20 protein-coding genes and 1 pseudogene are annotated in these 17278 nt (G+C 72.6%); 13 read left to right on the forward strand and 8 right to left on the reverse strand.

The features are described 5' to 3' along the window. Nucleotides 1–43 precede the first annotated feature (43 nt). Complete coding sequence (locus ACZ34W_RS13965) at nt 44–1021, forward strand: GlxA family transcriptional regulator (protein ID WP_465603813.1); 978 nt, start codon at nt 44–46, stop codon at nt 1019–1021. On the opposite strand, the gene ACZ34W_RS13970 is transcribed toward ACZ34W_RS13965, so the two are convergent. Beyond that, nucleotides 1011–1913 (reverse strand): aminoglycoside phosphotransferase family protein, encoded by a 903-nt coding sequence (locus tag ACZ34W_RS13970; RefSeq protein WP_329486751.1) that lies wholly within the window; start codon nt 1911–1913, stop codon nt 1011–1013. The two genes, ACZ34W_RS13965 and ACZ34W_RS13970, sit on opposite strands and share 11 nt — an antisense overlap. 457 nt (nt 1914–2370) lie before the next feature. Between ACZ34W_RS13970 and ACZ34W_RS13975 the strand changes: the two genes are divergently transcribed. Beyond that, entirely contained in the window at nt 2371–2874 is a 504-nt protein-coding gene (locus ACZ34W_RS13975) for a beta-class carbonic anhydrase (RefSeq protein ID WP_329486750.1), read from the forward strand. Between the two features lie 83 nt (nt 2875–2957). Here the strand turns inward: ACZ34W_RS13975 and ACZ34W_RS13980 are convergent, their stop codons facing one another. Beyond that, nucleotides 2958–3854 (reverse strand): haloalkane dehalogenase, encoded by an 897-nt coding sequence (locus tag ACZ34W_RS13980; RefSeq protein WP_465603816.1) that lies wholly within the window; start codon nt 3852–3854, stop codon nt 2958–2960. A 128-nt stretch (nt 3855–3982) separates the two neighbouring features. Between ACZ34W_RS13980 and ACZ34W_RS13985 the strand changes: the two genes are divergently transcribed. Next, nucleotides 3983–4534, forward strand: coding sequence for a MarR family winged helix-turn-helix transcriptional regulator (locus ACZ34W_RS13985; protein ID WP_465603818.1), 552 nt, complete (start codon nt 3983–3985; stop codon nt 4532–4534). Nucleotides 4535–4894: 360 nt separating this feature from the next. Here ACZ34W_RS13985 and ACZ34W_RS13990 read toward each other — a convergent pair whose 3' ends face one another. Next, nucleotides 4895–6286, reverse strand: a complete 1392-nt coding sequence (locus ACZ34W_RS13990; RefSeq protein ID WP_465603820.1) for a sporulation protein — start codon at nt 6284–6286, stop codon at nt 4895–4897. 273 nt (nt 6287–6559) lie between these two features. Between ACZ34W_RS13990 and ACZ34W_RS13995 the strand changes: the two genes are divergently transcribed. The 4 genes from ACZ34W_RS13995 (at nt 6560) to ACZ34W_RS14010 (ending at nt 10426) form a co-directional block, all read left to right on the forward strand. Continuing rightward, nucleotides 6560–8326: an asparagine synthetase B family protein gene (locus ACZ34W_RS13995; protein WP_465603822.1), complete on the forward strand. Its 1767-nt coding sequence runs from the start codon at nt 6560–6562 to the stop codon at nt 8324–8326. Nucleotides 8327–8354: 28 nt separating this feature from the next. Beyond that, a complete protein-coding gene (locus ACZ34W_RS14000; protein WP_465603824.1) occupies nt 8355–8801 on the forward strand; it encodes an NUDIX domain-containing protein in 447 nt (148 codons plus the stop codon). 69 nt (nt 8802–8870) lie between these two features. Further along, nucleotides 8871–10184, forward strand: a complete 1314-nt coding sequence (locus ACZ34W_RS14005; protein ID WP_465603826.1) for a UDP-glucose dehydrogenase family protein — start codon at nt 8871–8873, stop codon at nt 10182–10184. 116 nt (nt 10185–10300) lie between these two features. Continuing rightward, on the forward strand, nt 10301–10426 hold the full coding sequence (locus ACZ34W_RS14010) for a hypothetical protein (RefSeq protein ID WP_465603828.1): 126 nt from the start codon (nt 10301–10303) through the stop codon (nt 10424–10426). 119 nt (nt 10427–10545) lie between these two features. On the opposite strand, the gene ACZ34W_RS14015 is transcribed toward ACZ34W_RS14010, so the two are convergent. After that, complete coding sequence (locus tag ACZ34W_RS14015; RefSeq protein WP_465603830.1) at nt 10546–10899, reverse strand: NUDIX hydrolase; 354 nt, start codon at nt 10897–10899, stop codon at nt 10546–10548. A gap of 106 nt (nt 10900–11005) precedes the next feature. Between ACZ34W_RS14015 and ACZ34W_RS14020 the strand changes: the two are divergent. Together ACZ34W_RS14020 and ACZ34W_RS14025 are read left to right on the forward strand one after the other, a co-directional pair. Next, nucleotides 11006–11224 (forward strand): annotated as a pseudogene (locus ACZ34W_RS14020) (putative immunity protein); the annotation flags it as partial. Between the two features lie 110 nt (nt 11225–11334). Beyond that, nucleotides 11335–11526: a hypothetical protein gene (locus tag ACZ34W_RS14025; RefSeq protein ID WP_465603935.1), complete on the forward strand. Its 192-nt coding sequence runs from the start codon at nt 11335–11337 to the stop codon at nt 11524–11526. A gap of 102 nt (nt 11527–11628) precedes the next feature. On the opposite strand, the gene ACZ34W_RS14030 is transcribed toward ACZ34W_RS14025, so the two are convergent. Next, nucleotides 11629–11988 (reverse strand): VOC family protein, encoded by a 360-nt coding sequence (locus tag ACZ34W_RS14030; protein WP_465603832.1) that lies wholly within the window; start codon nt 11986–11988, stop codon nt 11629–11631. A gap of 202 nt (nt 11989–12190) precedes the next feature. Between ACZ34W_RS14030 and ACZ34W_RS14035 the strand changes: the two genes are divergently transcribed. Beyond that, nucleotides 12191–13009: a class I SAM-dependent methyltransferase gene (locus tag ACZ34W_RS14035; protein WP_465603834.1), complete on the forward strand. Its 819-nt coding sequence runs from the start codon at nt 12191–12193 to the stop codon at nt 13007–13009. Nucleotides 13010–13164: 155 nt separating this feature from the next. Here ACZ34W_RS14035 and ACZ34W_RS14040 read toward each other — a convergent pair whose 3' ends face one another. Continuing rightward, on the reverse strand, nt 13165–13398 hold the full coding sequence (locus ACZ34W_RS14040) for a DUF397 domain-containing protein (protein ID WP_465603836.1): 234 nt from the start codon (nt 13396–13398) through the stop codon (nt 13165–13167). Then, nucleotides 13395–14255 (reverse strand): helix-turn-helix domain-containing protein, encoded by an 861-nt coding sequence (locus ACZ34W_RS14045; RefSeq protein ID WP_465603838.1) that lies wholly within the window; start codon nt 14253–14255, stop codon nt 13395–13397. Before ACZ34W_RS14045 ends, ACZ34W_RS14040 begins: the two co-directional genes overlap by 4 nt. A gap of 196 nt (nt 14256–14451) precedes the next feature. On the opposite strand from ACZ34W_RS14045, the gene ACZ34W_RS14050 reads away from it, so the two are divergent. The 3 genes from ACZ34W_RS14050 (at nt 14452) to ACZ34W_RS14060 (ending at nt 16655) form a co-directional block, all read left to right on the forward strand. Further along, nucleotides 14452–14886 carry an ATP-binding protein gene (locus tag ACZ34W_RS14050; protein ID WP_329486735.1) on the forward strand — a complete coding sequence of 145 codons (435 nt, stop codon included), beginning with the start codon at nt 14452–14454 and terminating at the stop codon, nt 14884–14886. 167 nt (nt 14887–15053) lie between these two features. After that, nucleotides 15054–15263 carry a hypothetical protein gene (locus tag ACZ34W_RS14055; RefSeq protein ID WP_329486734.1) on the forward strand — a complete coding sequence of 70 codons (210 nt, stop codon included), beginning with the start codon at nt 15054–15056 and terminating at the stop codon, nt 15261–15263. A 582-nt stretch (nt 15264–15845) separates the two neighbouring features. Continuing rightward, on the forward strand, nt 15846–16655 hold the full coding sequence (locus ACZ34W_RS14060) for an alpha/beta fold hydrolase (RefSeq protein WP_465603841.1): 810 nt from the start codon (nt 15846–15848) through the stop codon (nt 16653–16655). A 135-nt stretch (nt 16656–16790) separates the two neighbouring features. On the opposite strand, the gene ACZ34W_RS14065 is transcribed toward ACZ34W_RS14060, so the two are convergent. Next, nucleotides 16791–17243, reverse strand: a complete 453-nt coding sequence (locus tag ACZ34W_RS14065; RefSeq protein WP_329486732.1) for a carboxymuconolactone decarboxylase family protein — start codon at nt 17241–17243, stop codon at nt 16791–16793. Nucleotides 17244–17278 lie beyond the last annotated feature (35 nt).

The following is a 17278-nucleotide window of genomic DNA, read 5'->3' on the forward strand; positions in this document are numbered from 1 at the left end:
GGACGGTGGCCAGGCCGCCCCGGGCTTCGGGTACATTCCGGGTATGTCGGTCATCGCCGTCCTCGTGCCCGACGGGCTGCCCGGACACCACCTCACCACGCCGGGGCTGGTGTTCGGGACGGCGGCACGTGAGCACCCGGGGGTCGCCTACGAGGTGCGGTTGTGTGCCGCGCCCGGGCCGGTCGGGATCGGGCTGCCGGCACCGCTGGGCATCACCGTCCCGCACGGGCTGGAGGGCCTCGCCGACGCCGACATCGTGCTGCTGGCGGGGCGCGACGGCGCCCCGGCGGAGCCGCCGTCCGAGGTCCTCGACGTGCTGCGGGCCGCCGCCGCGCGGGGCGGCCGGATCGGCGCGATCGGCACCGGGGTGTTCACCCTCGCGGCCACCGGCCTGCTCGACGGCCGGCGCGCCACCACCGGTTGGCGGCACACCGCGGAACTGGCCCGGCGGCACCCCCGGATCGAGGTCGACCCGGTCGGCGCGGCGGTGGCCGACGGCCGCTTCCTCACCTCGGCCGGGATCTTCGGCGGGCTGGACGTCTGCCTGCACCTGCTGGCCCAGGACCACGGGGAGCGGACGGCCGGCGAGACCTCGCGGGAGCTCCTCACCCCCCTGCTGCGGCACGCGGACCGCGTCCAGGAGGGCATCGACCGCGAACTCGCCGACAGCGCGGGCCTGGAACCGACCCTGCGCTGGCTGAAGGCCCGCCTCCACCTCCCGCTGACCCCCGCCGACGTCGCCGCGCACGCCGGAATCAGCGTCAGCAGCCTCAACCGCCGGTTCCGCGCCCAGGCCGGCGTCAGCCCGCCGCAGTACCTGCTCCGGCTGCGCCTGGACCGCGCCCGCGAGCTGCTCACGGAGACCGACGAGCCGGTGGAACGGGTGGCGGCGCTGGCCGGTTTCGCGTCGGCCGCGAGCCTGCGGCAGCACTTCGCCCGGCTGACCGGCACCACGCCGCGCTCCTACCGCGCACGGCACCGGGCGGCCGCCGGGGCGCCCGCCCCCGGGGCTACCCCGTAGCCAGGACCCGCGCGAGCGCCGCCCGCCCGGCCGGACCCCAGGTCCGCTGCCCACCGGGGAGGCCGCGCTCCCCGGCCAGGCCGATGCCGATCAGGGAGAGGCAGCGCAGCAGCGCCCAGCCCCGGGCGCGCAGCACCGTCGCCGTGTCCACCTCGGCCGCGGTGGCCTCGGCGTAGGCGTCGAAGAAGCCGTCCGCCGCGCCTTCGGGCAGGAGCAGCCAGGCCGCCGCGAGGTCCGCCGCCGGGTCGCCGGCGCAGAGTTCGCCGAAGTCGAGCACGCCGGACAGCGTCCCGTCCGTGACGACGACGTTCGCCGGGTGGAGGTCGCCGTGCAGCCAGCGCGGCGGGCCCTCCCGGTCGGGCGCGGCGACGGCCTCCGCCCAGACCCGCCGGACGTCTGCCGCGACGTCGGCGGCGACGAGGTGGAACTGCTGCTCGAAGCCGCCGGCGGCCTCCCTGGGCGGAGCGCCCCGGTTCGAACCGGGGAACGCCCCGGCGGGCGCCTCCCGGTGGAGCGCCGCGAGGAACTCCGCGAGCACGCCCGCCGCGTGGTCGCCACGCTCGATCGGCGCCCGGTCGGCCGGCTCGCCCGGTACCCAGCGGACCACGCTCCACGGCCGGGGGAGGAGCGCGGACGGCTCACCGGCCCGAACGTGGACCGGGATCGGCAGGGGCAGCCGCGGGGCCAGCACGGACAGCCACTCCCGCTCCTTCCGCAGCAGCTCCGGCGCCCGTTCCGTGCGGGGGATCCGCACGGCCAACTCCTCGCCGAGCCGCCACTGCTGGTTGTCCCACCCGGCGTCCACCCGGCGGATGTCCAGCCCGGCGAGGTCCGGGTGCTGCTCCCGCAGGAGTTCCCGCACCAAGGTCTCGTCGATCGCGAAGTCGGTCATGCCGGGCCCCGGGTTCCTGTGCTGTGGAGGGTCATTGTGCCCCGGGTGGGGGGAGTCCGATTGCCTCGTTCGGGTGGTGTCGGGTCGATTCCCTGGCGGAGATGGTGAGTTGGGTATTACCGTGCGGCCATGACCGAGCTCGTCCGCCGTCGTCACGTCGACTACGGCCGCCTGTCCAGCGCGAGTTGTCCGCTCGACCGCTGACGTACGGCCTTCCGCGCGCGCCTCTCCCGTGCCCCGCGCTGTCGCCGTCCGGTCCTCGCCGGTCGCCGCGGTCTCCGTGAGCGGGCTCGATGTCCCGAAGTGCCCGAGGCGGCCGCGCCGTTCCGGCGTGCCCGCCGGTGCCCCGCGGCCGGGCGCCTCCCACGGTGAACCCCTGTCCTCGCATGTCCTTGCATGTCCTCGAATGTCCTGGAACGTCCTCGAACGTCCTCGAACGTCCTCGAAGGAGACAGTCATGACCGAAGCCGGTGCCGCCACCGAGCACTACCTCCGCAACAACGCCGCCTACGCGGTCGACTTCCAGGGGCCGCTGCCGCTCCCACCGGGCCGCCGGAGTGCCGTCCTGGCCTGCATGGACGCGCGGCTCGACGTCTACGCGGCGCTCGGGCTCGACGAGGGCGACTCGCACGTGATCCGCAACGCCGGCGGCGTGGCCACGGACGACGCGATCCGCTCGCTGGCGATCAGTCAGCGGCTGCTGGGCACGCAGGAGATCATCCTGATCCACCACACCGACTGCGGCATGCTGACCTTCGGCGACGACGCCTTCCGGGAGTCGATCCGGGAGGAGACGGGCATCAAGCCGCCGTGGGCGGCCGAGGCCTTCGCCGACCTGGAGGCGGACGTCCGGCAGTCCGCCGCCCGGATCCGGAACAGTCCGTTCGTCCCGAGGACCGACGCCCTGCGCGGCTTCGTCTTCGACATCGCGACCGGGAAGCTCGCGGAGGTGGTGCTGTAGCGGGGTGAGCGGTCCCGGTGCCCCGCCGTCGTGCCATGTCGCGCGGGCGGAGTGTCCTTCGCGCGGGCGGGGTGCCGGGGCCGTCACCAGGCCTGGGCGGCCAGCCAGTCGGCGATCGCGCCGCCGATCGCGTCGGGCCGGTCCTCGGGGGCGTGGTGCCCGGCCGGGCCGCAGTGCTCGACGGTCAGACGGCTGATGTGCTCGCGGCTCCAGGCGACCATGGCCTCGTCGATCAGCAGGGTCGGCGAGGAGTCGAAGGTCAGCAGCAGCTTGGGCACGTCCGTGCTGTTCGCGAGCCAGATGCCGTAGGCGGTCATCCGGGCGACGACGTCGGCCGGCTCGCCGTCGATCGGCATCATGCGCGGCCAGGCGAGCAGCGGGCGCCGGCTCGCGTGGGTGGGGTAGGGGGAGCGGTACGGCCGGACGTCCGGCTCGGCGAGCGGGGTCAGCACGCCGCCCGTGAACGCGGTCTCGATGAGGACGTTCTGTTCGAGGACCAGTCGCTCGCCGACTACGGGGGTGCGGAACGCCTCGAAGCGGGCGCGGGCGGGCGCGGGGAGTTCGGCGGCGGTGAGGGGCTTGAGTATGGTCTCCAGCAGGACCACGCCGCGTACCCGCTCGGGGTGGCGGGCGGCCCGGTCGAGGGCGAGAGCGCCGCCCCAGTCGTGGCCGACCAGGACGACGTCCCGCAGGTCCAGCGCGTCGAACCAGGCGTCCAGGTAGCGGGCCTGGTCGGCGAAGTCGTAGGCGATGTCGGGCTTGCCGGAGGCGCCCATGCCGATCAGGTCGGGGGCGAGGGTGCGGGCGCGGCCGGCGACGTGCGGGGTGACGCCGCGCCACAGGTGGGAGGAGGTCGGGTTGCCGTGCAGGAAGACCACGGGCGGGTGGCCCGGGCCGCTGTCGGTGCCGCTGTCGGGGCCGCCGGCGGGGGCGCTGTCCGTGTAGGCGATGTGGGAGTCGATGACGTCGACGGTGGGCATGGTCGGTCGGTCCTCTCGCGGTGCCGCGTGATTCGTTTGCCGTCTTAACGTTCGTAGCACTAACGGTTTCGATGCACTCCCCACCGTATGTCGTTAGTGGGACTAACGCAATGAGTAGAATCAGGGCCATGGACACCCAGGGCGCCAAGGGCCCGACCCCGAGCCGGACCCCGACCCCGACGGGCGCCGCTGCCGCCGTCCGCGACGACGGCCCGGCCGACCATCCGGCGCCTGCCCGGGTGCGCGCGCTGCCGAGCAGGCTGCTGGCGATGAACGCGATGTACGCCGACCGCCTGGTGGGCGACGGCCTCGCCGCCGAGGGCGCCCGCAAGTGGCACTTCGTGGTCCTGGTCGCCCTCGCCGAGGCCGGCCCGGCCAGCCAGTCGACGCTCAGCCGCCGCACCGGCGTCTACCGCAGTGACATGGTCGCTGTCGTCAACGACCTCGCCGACCGCGGCTTCGTGGAGCGCGCGCCCGATCCCGACGACCGCCGCCGCAACGTCGTCACGGTCACCTCGGAGGGCCGTGGGTATCTGCGCCGCCTCGACGCGATCGTCGACGCGGCGCAGGAGGAACTGCTCGCGCCGCTGAGCGCCGCGGAGCGCGGCACGCTGACCGAGCTGCTGGCCAGGCTCATGGACCACCACGCCAAGGTGGCGCCGCCCGGCTCCGCCGGCTGACCGCCCCGGGCCCGGCCGGTCAGAGCAGGCCGAGGTGGTCCAGGGCGAGGTAGGCCGCGGCGGCGTCGGTCAGCTCGCGTCCGCACCGAGGCCAAGCAGGCCCCGGAGGACGAGAAGCGGCTGCGGAGGACCATCACCAAGCTCAAGGAGCGGGTTACCGACCTGACGGAGGAGAACACCGCGCTGGGGGCCAGGTCACCCACCTCGCCCTCGCGGGAGCCTTCCTGACCGACCGGTTGCGCAAGGCCGAGGAGCAGGCGCGGCTGCCCGACAACGTCCTGCGCTTCCCCAAGCACTGACCGGACCGGTCGACGGTCGGCCCGCTGGTCCCGGCAGCACCGCTGTCGGGACCAGCCAGGATCAGGCGGCGACGGTGAGCTCGCTGCGGGTCCGATGGAGGAAGTCGCGGACCGCTGTCTCGCGGCGCCAGGGGGTAAGGGCGGCGTTGAACTCGCGTACGTAGTCCTTGGCCCGGCTGGACTGGACGCGGGTGAGGATGTCGACGGCTTGGTTACCGAGTTCCAGGCCCTGGTCGAGGTCCTTGCTCTGGAGGTGGGCGGTTCCGACGATCGCCAGGCGCATCCCGACCGAGCGGGTGAACAGCCCGGGCTGCATGGCGGCGGCCTGAGCGTTCCAGGCCAGGGCCTCCTTGGGCTTCTCAAGATCGCGGAAGACCTCGGCGGCGTCGGCGGAGAGCCGGGCGTGGTGATAGAAGTCGATCCACGCCGGCTCGTCGGCGCGGTCGCGGGCTCGGTCGAGCAGTATCTCCGAGGCTGCCAGAGCGGAGGCCGCCGCCTTCGCGTTGTCGTCGCGGGCATGGGCGCGGGCCTCGATGAGCTTGGTGAAGGCCAGCACCCGGGGGGCGGCCTGGCCGTTGGCGCGCGCGAAGGCGCCCTGGGTCATGTCGACGGCCTCGCTGGGGAAGCCCCGCAGCAGGGCCTGCATCGCCATGGTGGTGAGCACATAGCAGCCGAGCTGCACGTCGCCGCCGGCCCGGGCGAGGCGGAGGGCCTGGATGAAGTGGCGCTGGGCGACGTCGTGCTGGCCGATGTCGAAAGCGGTCCAGCCGGCCAGGCGGGACAGCTCGGCGGTCACCGAGAACAGCTCGCGGCCCACCTCGTCGGAGAACGTGCCGGACAGCAGCGGGGCGGCCCGGCGCTGGAGGCAGTCGGTGACGGAGTTTGCCTTCCAGTTGCCGCCGCCATACTTCGAGTCCCAGCGACGGGCCTCGTCGGCGGCGTCGCGGAGCTCGTCCAGGTCGGCCCGACCGACGCGGGCGCCGCCGCGGTGGTCGGCACGGTCGTCGGCAGGGCTCACCAGCCACCGGGTCACCGGGGTCGTGAACGAGGCGACGGCGAAGCTGGATCCGGTGAGGAAGTCGCGGCGGTTCACGGAACTCCAGAACGAAGTGGCGACGCGCACGGCGTCGGCGGGCTCTCGCGGGAAATCCAACCCCAGCGCGGCGCCCGGTGTCTCCGCATCCGCCATACCGATTTCCGCCAACTGCACTGGCCGACCGAGCCGTTCGCCGATCGCCCGCGCAAGGAGCTTGGGCACCGGCCAGTCGGGGACCATGCCCCGGCGGCACCAGTTCGCGACCGAGGTATGCGTATATGTGGTGGTCAGCCCGGCCTCGTCGGCCAGCTGGTTCACGCGGTGGGCCAGCGACTTGTGGCTGGCGCCCTCGCATTGTTCGATCATCCGGGCCAGCGCGTCGTTCGGCGGCTTGGCCCGGCGGGTGGTCGACGCCACAGCGTCCCCCTCAATCCGTTCCCCGGCTGGGCACGGGGAGTCGTACTCGACTGGGCACGAGAATTCGTACGCCCGGCACCTGATGCCGGATCACCGAGGGTATTGCCTCCACCGCTCGCAGTGAACCGCTTTCACGAGTTGTGAGCCCCCCTGCGAGCCCTGCCTTCATCGGCCGTCAGGCGGTTGCCTGGTGTTCCGGGCCCCCGCCGGGACCTGGGGAAGAACCTCCCGGCGGGGGCCACCACCGATTTCACGCTCAGGGGTGACAACCAGATGTGCGGAATCGCAGGACTGGCCGGCGCCGACGCCGTCCGCCACCGGACCACCGTCGCCGCGATGGGGCTCGCTCAGCACCACCGCGGACCGGACGGCACCCGGCACCTCACCTCGGCCGACGGCCGGGCGGTGCTGTCCATGAACACCCTGCTGATCGTCGACACGGCCGGCGCCCCCGGCCCGTACCAGGACCCGGCCAGCGGCATCGTCCTCACCTTCAACGGCGAGATCTACAACTACCGGCAGGTCGCCGCGGCCTGGGGCATCGTCCTAGAGCCCGGCGAGACCGACGCCCACCTGGTCCTGCGGGCCTGGGCCAAGCTCGGCCCCGGTTGCCTGGCCGGCCTGGACGGCATGTTCGCCCTCGCCGCCTACGACCCGTGCGAGGGACGCCTGTTCCTGGCCAGGGACCGGCTCGGCGAGAAGCCGCTCTACTGGCGCCTGGACGGTGGCCGGCTCGCCTTCGCCTCCGAGGTCACCACCCTGACCGGCTACGGCGCCGCCCCGCTGGTCGTCCGCCCGGAGATGCTCAGCATCGAGACGCCCACCGGCGCCGACACCCCGTTCCAGGGCATCCAGCTCCTCCCGCCCGCCGGGCTTCTTGCCTTCGACGTCGCCACCGGCTCGCTGGTCCAGCGGACCTGGTGGACCTTGGAGGGCCTGGAGCCCTGGCAGGGTGACTACCGCACCGCGCTCGCCAGGCTGTCGACCCTGCTGGCCGACCGGATCCCGATGCGGGCGCCGGCTGGCGACTTCGCGCTGCTGCTGTCGGGCGGACTGGACTCCTCGGTGCTGGCCTACCTGATGCGGCCCCAGCTCTGCATCACGGTCCGCTACCCCGGACAGGACCGCCTCGACGAGTCCGCGACGGCAGCCGTCGTCGCCCGGGACATCGGTGCCGAGCTGGTCGTCGTCGAGCCGACCGCCGCCGACTTCGCTCGCACGCTGCCGGAAATCATGCACGCACTGGACTACCCGATGGGCAACGCGTCCACGTTCTCCGAGCACATGGCCTACCGGGCGATCGCCGAACGCGGCATCCGCGTCGCCGTCGGCGGACTCGGGCCGGACGAGTTCCTGATGGGCTACGTCCGCCACGCGCTCGTCCTCTTCGGCCCGGAGGCTGTGCTGGGCGCCGGGCTGGACGCCTACCGGCCGCTCGCGTCCAAGCTCCTTGGCGACGCTGGCGGCGCGCTGGACCCAGCCGAGGCGATCGTGAAGCTCATCCTGCGCGGGCAGGACCCGGACGGCCGCCTACGGGAGGTTGTCGCCGACGCCCTCCGCCGGGCCGACGGGGACCTGGCTCGGGGGCTGACGCTGGCGGACCTGGCCACGGCTTGGCGTCCGCTGGTGATGACCTCGGACAAGCTGGCCTCCGCCTTCGCGCTGGAGCGACGCTCACCGTTCCTGGCACGGGACCTGGTCGAGTTCGCCTACCGGCTGCCGGTCGAGCACAAGATCGCCGATCCGGCGGCTGGGAAGCGGATCCTGCGGGACGCCGCGAAGGCCCTTGGACTGCCCCGAGAGGTCTGGGGAAGCCGGGACAAGCTTGGCTTCGCCTCCCCGGTCCCGAGCTGGCTGTCCGGCCCGCTGGAGCCCTGGGCGACCGCGCAGATCTCCACCGCTCTCGACCAGGCCCCCGTCTCGCTTCGGCCGCTGCTGGCCGGCGGCCTGAAGCCGGGCGGGCGGTTCGACCGCACCCGCATGCAGGCGCTGATGACCGCGGCCTGGTTCTGCGACCACGCCCTCACGACGGCAGCATGACGCATCGTCGGCTCACTACGGTGAGCGCATGGACCCCCAGACTCTCCCCACCGAGCCGTCCGCCGCCGAGCCGCGCGGAGCGGTCGCGATCATCACCAACCGGCGCGGCGAACTCCTCCTGCACCTGCGCGACGACCTCGACGGTGTGACCTGGCCCGGCCATTGGAGCCTCCTGGGAGGCGGCTGCGACCCCGGCGAGCGCCCGACCGAGGCGATCGTCCGCGAGCTCGACGAGGAAGCCGGCCTGGCCGTCGACGGCGGCCTGGCCGAGCTGTTCGAGACCCGGGACGTCCACGGCTCGGGGCAGATCATCACCTTCTTCGACGGCTCCTGGGACGGCGACGAGACCGCGCTGCCGCTGGCCGAGGGGGTCAAGCTCCAGTTCTTCGCCCCCGAGCACCTGCCCGTTCTGACCATCCCGCCGTTCATCCGCGACGGCATCCACCGCTTCCTGGCCGCCCAGCCGGGCGCCTGACGCCCCCGTCCTCAAAGGGGGTTGGGGCGCCTGGCCGGGCGGCCCCCGCCCCCTTGGAAGGACACGTTCGTGAAGCTCACCGTGATCGGCTGCGGCTACCTCGGCGCGACCCACGCCGCCGCAATGGCCGAGCTCGGCCACCAGGTCCTCGGCATGGACACCGACACCGACAAGGTCGACGCCCTGAACAAGGGCCAGGCCCCGTTCGTCGAGCGCGGCCTGGACGACCTACTCGGCAAGCACACCGCCGCAGGCGCTCTGCGGTTCACCGCTTCCTACGCGGAGGCCGCCGCCTTCGCCGACGTCCACTTCCTGGGCGTCGGCACCCCCCAGCAGGATGGCAGCGGGGCCTATGACCTCACCCACCTCCACACCGCCGTCCGCCAGCTGGCCCCACGGCTCGGCGACGGCGCGCTGATCATCGGCAAGTCCACCGTCCCGGTCGGCACCGTCGCGAAGCTGCGGCAGACCCTGGACGAGCACGTCCGCGCCGGGGCGAGCGCCCGCCTGGCCTGGTCGCCGGAGTTCCTGCGCGAGTCCTTCGCCGTCCTGGACACCCTGGAGCCGGATCGGATCGTCCTCGGCATCGAGGACGGAGACGCCAGCAGCGAAGCCGTCTTCCGGACCGTCTATGCCGACATCCTGGCCACCGGCTCCCCACTCATCGTCACCGACATCCCGACCTCCGAACTGATCAAGGGCGCCGCGAACGCCTTCCTCGCCACCAAAATCTCCTTCATCAACGCGATGGCAGAGCTCTGCGAGAAGACCGGCGCCGACGTCCAGCAGATCGCCCTCGCCCTGGGCTATGACCACCGGATCGGAGCCAAGGGCATGCGGCCCGGCCTCGGGTTCGGCGGCGGCTGCCTGCCCAAGGACCTGGCCGGCTTTATCCACCGCGCCGAAGAACTCGGCGCCGACACCGGTCTGCTCCGCCAGGTCGCGGCGATCAACCGGCGCCGGCGCGAGCACGCCGTCGAGCTCGCCCGCGAGGCCCTCGGCGGCACCGTGATCGGCAAGCGGATCGCGGTCTGGGGCGCCGCGTTCAAGGCCCACACCGACGACATCCGCGACTCCCCGGCCCTCTCGGTCGCCGACGCCCTCCAGCGGGCCGGCGCCGAGGTCACCGTCCACGACCCCGCCGCGATGGAGAACGCCCGCAGGGCCTACCCCCAGCTCGACTACGCCGACGACCCCACCGGGGCCGTCACCGGCGCCGGGCTGCTGCTGCACCTGACCGACTGGACCCAGTACTCCGACGCCGACCCGGCCGACCTCGCCCGGCACATCGCCGTCCCCAAGGTCATCGACGCCCGCGGCAGCCTCGACGCGAACCGCTGGCGCGCGGCCGGCTGGACCTTCCGCGCCCTCGGCCGCCCCTGATCCGCACCGGCCACACGGCACATCCACAGACTCCCGGCCCGGCCGCCGCACACGGATGCACGGCGGCTGGGCACGGGCCTGGCAACACCCGAAACAGGAGGTCAAGGAGGAGCACCATGAGTGACACCCTCACCAGGTCGCGCGGCGCCGAGCCGCTGGCCGGTGCTTTCTCCGAGTTCACGGCCGACCTCGCCGCCCCTTGTCCCGGCAGCGGCGTCGCCCCCATCAAGCCGAGCGCCTGACCCACCACACGTGAGTGCCCCTAGCCGTCCGGACGGCTCGGGGCACCCCCACATCCACCCTGCCTTGCCCCTGCTGACGGCCGGATTCTGCCGGGCGGTGGGACAAAAAGATCTGAACACTAGAACTTGACAGGGGGCTGCCCGACCGGCTGGATCCCGCCCCGGTGGCCGGTCTCCTCCAGCAGTTCCCGGGCGATGGCGTCGACCGGGAGTTCGCCCGGCTCCAGCAGGCCACCGGGCAGCTCGTACAGCACCCGGCCGGGCCCGGGCCGGTACTGGCGGGCGAGGACGACCCGCCGGTCGGGAGTGAGCGCGAGCACCGCACCGGCCGGGCTTTCGCGCTTCAGGTAGAAGTCCGCCCGGCTGCCGTCCGGCAGTTCGAAGTCGACCCGGTCGACGGACCGGCCGAACTTGCCGAATACGGTTGCGCGTTCGAGCTCGCGCCAGGGTGGGGTGGGGGTCTCGGTCGCCATGGCCAGGACTGTACGGCCCCGGCCGGGTGCCTCGGCGGACGACGGCGAGCGGGTGCACGGTGGCGGGCGCGCGACGGCGGGTGGCGGGGGCGGGCAGGATGGGCGGATGGACACGGTGACGATCAGCGACGAAGACCGCCGGCTCCTCGGAGCCTGGACCGCCGAATGCGCCGAGCGCGTCCTGCCGCTGTTCGAGGCGCGGGCCCCCGCCGACACCCGCCCGGGCGAGGCGATCGAGGGCATCCGCCTCTTCACTCGCGACGGGAAGCGGACGGGGCGGCTCCGCGTCGTCGCCCTCGCGGCGCTCGCAGCCGCGCGTGACGTCGCCGACCCGGCGGCCACGGCGGCCGCCCGCGCCGCGGGCTACGCGGCGGCGAGCCCCTACATCCACCCGCTGGCCACCCCCCACCAGCGAAACACGCCCTCGGCCCGGCGATGTACGCGGCGCACGCCCGGGAACTCGCGGCGGCCGGCGACCGGGCGGCCGGTGATGCGGAGATCCGGTGGGCGATCGAGCACGCACCGCCCGCCGTCGGCGCGATCCTGCGCCAGCTGCCGCCCTTCACTCCCGGCCGCAGCCGCCTGGACGCCTTCCGCGACCGCCTCGAAACCGAGCTGCGGGGCTGACCGGGGGCCCGGCCCTGGGGGGCGGACGGCCGCCTGGAGGCAGGCCGGGCCGCGGAAGGTGCCGAACCACCAGCAGGGGGAGAGGCGTTCGGCGCGGTCCGGCTACGGGCCCTCGATGCCGACGACGGTGCCGAACGGGTCGCGCAGCTGGGCGATCCGGCGGCCCGGCGCGATCGTCAGCGGCCCGCGGTGGTGCGCGCAGCCTGCCGCCAACAGCCGTTCACGGACCTGGTCGAGGTCGTCCACGCCCCAGTACACGACCGGGCTGGCGCCCCGGCGATTGCGCTCGTCATCGGCGGGGTGGAACCCGACCTCGACCCCGGCGATCTCCACCCAGGCGTAGACGGACCCGGTGTCACTGACGTCCGTGGTCACGGGCACGTCCAGGAACTCACCCCACCAGCGGGCCGACGCCTCGGGGTCGAGCGCGAAGGTCATCACGGTGGTGACGCTCTTGAACACCGAACACCTCCAGAGGTGTCGTCCGCCAACCTGCCGGAATCGGCACTGTCGCCTCGGGCGCGTCCGCGTCGCGGCCGGTCGTGGGCGGCCGGTCGTAGCGGCTCCGGCGGTTCGGTCGCGCGGCCGGAAGCCCACCGTGCCGTGCGTCCGGTCGTCGGTATGGGGTTGGGGGTTGCCCGGGTCGCTGGTTAGCGTGGCAGGTATGACTGAGCATCCGGGAGCCGCTGACTGGCGCGCGGTGAATCGCGCCAACTGGGACGAGCGCGTCCCGATCCACACCTCAGGGGCGTTCTACGACGTGCCCGGCTTCGTCGCCGGCCAGGACCCGCTGCGGGACTTCGAGCTCGCCGAGGTCGGCGACGTCACCGGGAAGACGCTGGTCCACCTGCAGTGCCACATCGGCCTGGACACGCTGGCGTGGGCCCGGCGGGGCGCCGCGGTCACCGGGCTGGACTTCTCGGCGCCGGCCGTGGCCGAGGCCGAGGGGATCGCCAAGGAGATCGGCGCGGCCACGGCCCGCTTCGTCACCGCCGATGTGTACGACGCCGTCGAGGTGCTCGACGCCCGCACGTTCGACATCGTCTACACCGGGCTGGGCGCGCTGTGCTGGCTCCCCGACATCGACCGGTGGGCCCGGACGGCGGCCGCGCTGGTCGCCCCGGGCGGCTTCCTCTACCTGGCCGAGTTCCACCCGTTCGCCGACATCCTGGCGGAGGACGGCCGGACCGTCGAGACGGACTACTTCCGGCGCGACCCGATGGTCTGGGACGAGCCCGGCACCTATGCCGACCTGGGCGCGGCGACCACCGCCAACGTGACGATCGAGTGGCAGCACGGGATCGGCGAGGTGCTCAGCGCCCTGGTGGCGGTCGGCCTGCGGGTGGAGTTCCTGCACGAGCACGACTTCACGCTGTTCCCCCGCTTCCCCGTCCTGGAGTCGGAGGACGGCGCCTACCGCTATCCGGCCGGGCAGCCGCGCGTGCCGCTGATCTACTCGATCCGCGCGACGAAGCCGGTGTAGCGGGGCCGCCGGCCGGGTTCACTTCTCGCAGATGCCGCGGGCGACCCAGGTGCTCTGGTCCGCGAGGGTCACGCCATCGGGCTAGCGGAGGAGAGAGCGTTCGCCGGAGGCGCGGTGCAGGCCCTGCCCGGGCGGGGCAGGGCCTGGGACCTCTGTCAGGCGGTGAAGTTGGGGGAGTGGGCTTCGATGGCCTTCACGAAGGCGCTCCACTCGGCCTGGTCGAAGGCGAGGTGGGGGCGGGTGAGGTCCTTGTCGTCGCCGAGCCAGACGTCGCCGTTGGGGAAGCGGGCGATGATCACGCAGTCCCCGTTGCCGTCACCGGAGAAGGGGGACTTGACCCAGGCGGCGGTGGCGGGATCGTGGTCGTAGGGGTCGTGCTTCTCGCTCACGTCAGCTCTTCCAACTTGCGTTCAAGGGCGGCGATGGTGTCCTCCGGAGACAGTGCGTGCCGCTTGACTCGGCCGATGACTCGCTCGGCCCGTCGTACGTCACGTCCAGTTCTACGCGGGAGCATACCGCCGACGGCCTCGATGAATACGAAACCGTTTTCGGGGTCGTCAGGGAAGCGCATCAGGGTAATTCCGGACGACAGGATGCCGGGGCGTCCCGCGCTCAGAGGCACCATGCACAGAGCGACGTTGGGGTAACGGGCGACCTTGATCGCGTGTCGGATCTGCTCGGTCAGGGTGGCTCGATCGCCGGCCACGAGAAGGGCGACCTCGCCGAAATAGGCTTCAAACGTCAGCCTCGGATCCTGCGTCAGGCGACGTTGGCGAAGGATCCGGACCTCCGCTCCCGCCTCGACGCGTTCCTCGTTGGGAGAGTCGAGCCCGGCGGCGATCATCTCCTTGGCGTAGCGCTCCGTCTGAACCAGACCGGGGAAGGCCGAAGGGAAGTAGTTCAGTATGTGCGACGCGTCGGCTTCGAGAGCAAGGTACTCGGCGAAGGCCGGGGTGATGGCCTCGGCGTAGTCGAGATCGCGCCACCACTGCTTCGGCGGTCCTGCGCCAAGGAGGCTCTCGAAGTCTTCCCTCTCCTGGCCCGTGACACCGACGTGGTCCAACAGCGTGGCCAGGTCGGTGGCCGTGATCTGTTGTTGGGCCCGTTCGATCCTGCTGAGCCGACCGGGGCTCCACCCCTTCAGGCCAGTGGTCATGCCGATCAACGTCTTGTTGTTCTCCAGCCGCCAGGCGCGCAGTTCATCGCCGAGGCGGATCTGCCTGATCGCTGACAGGTCCTTGCTCAAGTCGCGCCCCTCCGTTCGGGTGTGGGCGACCAGTCTCACCAGATGGAGGGTGCGGACTCAAGTCCATTTCAAGATCAATTAATTTCTTCGAGCATTGCGGTTGCGGTTTCGAATTCGCATCCCCCACACTCAAAGTGACCGCACGAACACGCTCCTGACGGGGTGTTGAGATGCGAAGGGGCGAACTATGTCCACTTTGAGCAGACCTGTCCTCCAGACCTGGGAAGCAGCCCTCACCGAGCACGCGGGCTCGGTGCGGACGGCCCGCCATCAGGTCCGTCAACGACTCACCGAGTGGGGGTGGCAGGGCGAACGCGTCGACGATCTCGTCCTGATCACCTCGGAACTCGTCACCAACGCCGTGGTGCACGCCTGCCAGGGCCACGGTGAAGTCCGGATCTACCTCCAGGAGTTCGGCGGCGATTGCCGCCTGGAGGTGTGGGACCCGCGTTACGACCTGCCGCTCCAGGAGCGGCGTCCGCGCCGCTTCAACGAGGGCGGGCGCGGGATCGAGCTGGTCCGGGAGCTGGCCTTCGACTTCGGCGTGGTCGTGCGGCGCGGTGCGGGCAAGCGCGTCTGGGTGCGCGTCCTGCTGGCGGACGCCGATCCTCCTCCCCTTCTCAGGAATTGAGCACCATGCACTGCCGAGCGAAGCACCGCCGCCGTCCCAAGCACCGCCGCCGCATCCTCACCGGACGTGATCACGCCTCGCGCGAAGGTCATCCGGTCCCGCGAGCCGGCTCCGCCGATCGCCCCTCCAACCGCCCCTCGACCGCCGAACTCGTCGCCTTAGCGGTCGTGTTCGCGCTCAGCCTCGGGCTCGCCTTCCTCGCTGCGGCCCTGGTCGGACCCGGTGAGCCCGCCACCGCCCGCGTCGTCTGGTGGACGACCCTCGCCGCCGCCCTGATGCGGGGCGTCACCTGGTCGGACACCCTCCTCGACCGCCGCCACCAGGGGAGGGAGCAGCCCATGGACCCGAGGGGCTCGGGATCGTCTACCCCACCGTGACCAACGTGCCGTTCGCCTGCATGGCGGAGCGCCGGGGCCCGGTCTCCGTACATGTCCAACACGCAGCTGCCCAACCGGGACGCGGCCGTCGTCGTCGCCCGTGACTCCCGAGGTTTGGTCGCCGTACTGACCGCGCCGTTTCCTCCGTGCCGGGCTCCACGGCGCGACTCCAGCTCTTCGAGGCCCGTGGCCTGACCGTCGGCCCGCAGCAGCTCGCGCCCGGTGAGGACGGGTTTCGGGCTGATGTGGTGGTCGATGGACGACGCCCTCGCCGCAGTCGGCGAGGGGTGACTCCTCCTTCCGGGCGGCCCGCCGGCCCTGCTGCTCGCCGACCGGTGGCCGGTGGCGGTCTGAGTCCGGTCGCCCGTGCCCGTCACCCTCGGTGAGAGCTGCGGCGGTGGGCCCCGGGGAGGCGCGGTCGAGGGGCGGTCGAGGGGCGGGAACAGCGCTCCGTCACCGCCTCCCGGTCGGGGCACCCGGGGCCGTGGGGTTGTTCGGTGCGCTGATCCGACCGGTGCCCACACGGGTGTGTCAGGCTTGTCGGAGAGGGGCTGGAGCACGACCGCGGTCGGGAGGCTCGCGATGGCCGAGATACAGGTGAACGGGGTGTCGCTGTACTACGAGGCCCGGGGTGCCGGGCCGGGCGTGGTGCTGGTCCACGGGTCCTGGAGCGACGCCGACAGCTGGGCGCGGGTGGTGCCCGGGCTGGCCGAGCAGGCCACCGTGGTCGCCTACGACCGGCGCGGGCACAGCCGCAGCGACGACCTGCTCACCCAGGGCTCGGTCCACGAGGACGCGGCCGACCTCGCCGGGCTGATCCAGGGCCTCGGTCTCGCCCCCGTCTTCGTCTGCGGGGACTCCTACGGCTCGCTGATCACGCTGCGCCTCGCCGCCGCCCGCCCGGACCTGCTGCGCGGCGTCGCCGTGCACGAGCCGCCCGGGACGTCGATGCTGCTGGCCGACCCGGACCTGCGGCCCATCGCCACCGCGTTCGCCGGCCGGATCGCCGACGTGCGGGAACTGCTGGAACAGGCGGAGTCGGCGGCCGCGGCGGAGCTGTTCGTGGAGACGCTCGCCTTCGGCCCGGGAGCGTGGGCCCAGCTGCCCGCGCCGATCCGGCACACCTACATCCGCAACGCCCCGACGTACCTGGACGAGCTGCGGGATCCGGACGCGCTGGACCTCGACCTGACCGCGCTGTCCCGTTTCACCGAGCCCGCGCTGCTCACGCAGAGCGATGACAACGCGCCGATGTACGGCGAGGTGCTGGACATGATCGATCTCGTGCTGCCGAAGGCGGAGCGCCACCTGTACGCGGGCGCCGGTCACGCTCCGCATCTGTCGCAGCCGGAGGAATGGGTGCGGGTCACCCTCCCGCGCATCCTGGGGTGAGGCGCGCCTGGGGGGCGTGCGCCCGGAGCGCACACGCCCCGTGGCGGCCGCCGGGGGCTGGTTCACCTGGGGGGAGGAAGGGTGTTTGCGGCCCCGCCGGAACTCCGCCCCGTGGGTGGGACTCGGCGGAGCGCCTCACGCGGCTCCGGGTGTCCTGCGGGTAGCGACGTTCATCCGGTTCCAGGTGTTGACCGTGAAGATCAGCGCGATGAGCTGGGCCAGCGCCTTCTCGTCGAAGTGCGCGGCCGCCTCGTCGTAGACCGCGTCGGAGACGCCCAGCGGCAGCAGCGTCACCGCCTCGGTGAGGGCGAGCGCCGCGCGCTCCTCGGCGGTGAAGAGGCTGGAGTCCTCCCAGGCGCTCAGCTGGTAGATGCGCTCCTCGCGCTCGCCCGCCCGGCGGGCGTCGCCGGTGTGGTAATCGATGCAGTAGGCACAGTGGTTGAGCTGCGAGGCGCGGATCTGCACGAGTTCGACCAGGACCGGGTCGAGGCCCTGGCGGGAGGCTGCGTCCAGCGCCAGGACGGCCTTGAAGACCTTCGGGGCGACGGCGGAGAGGTTCATGCGCTGGGGGATCTGAACGGGTGTCATGCCTACGAGCCTAGGAGCGGATGCGGCCCGCGAGA

The sequence above is a fragment of the Kitasatospora sp. NPDC022856 genome (assembly GCF_055561235.1).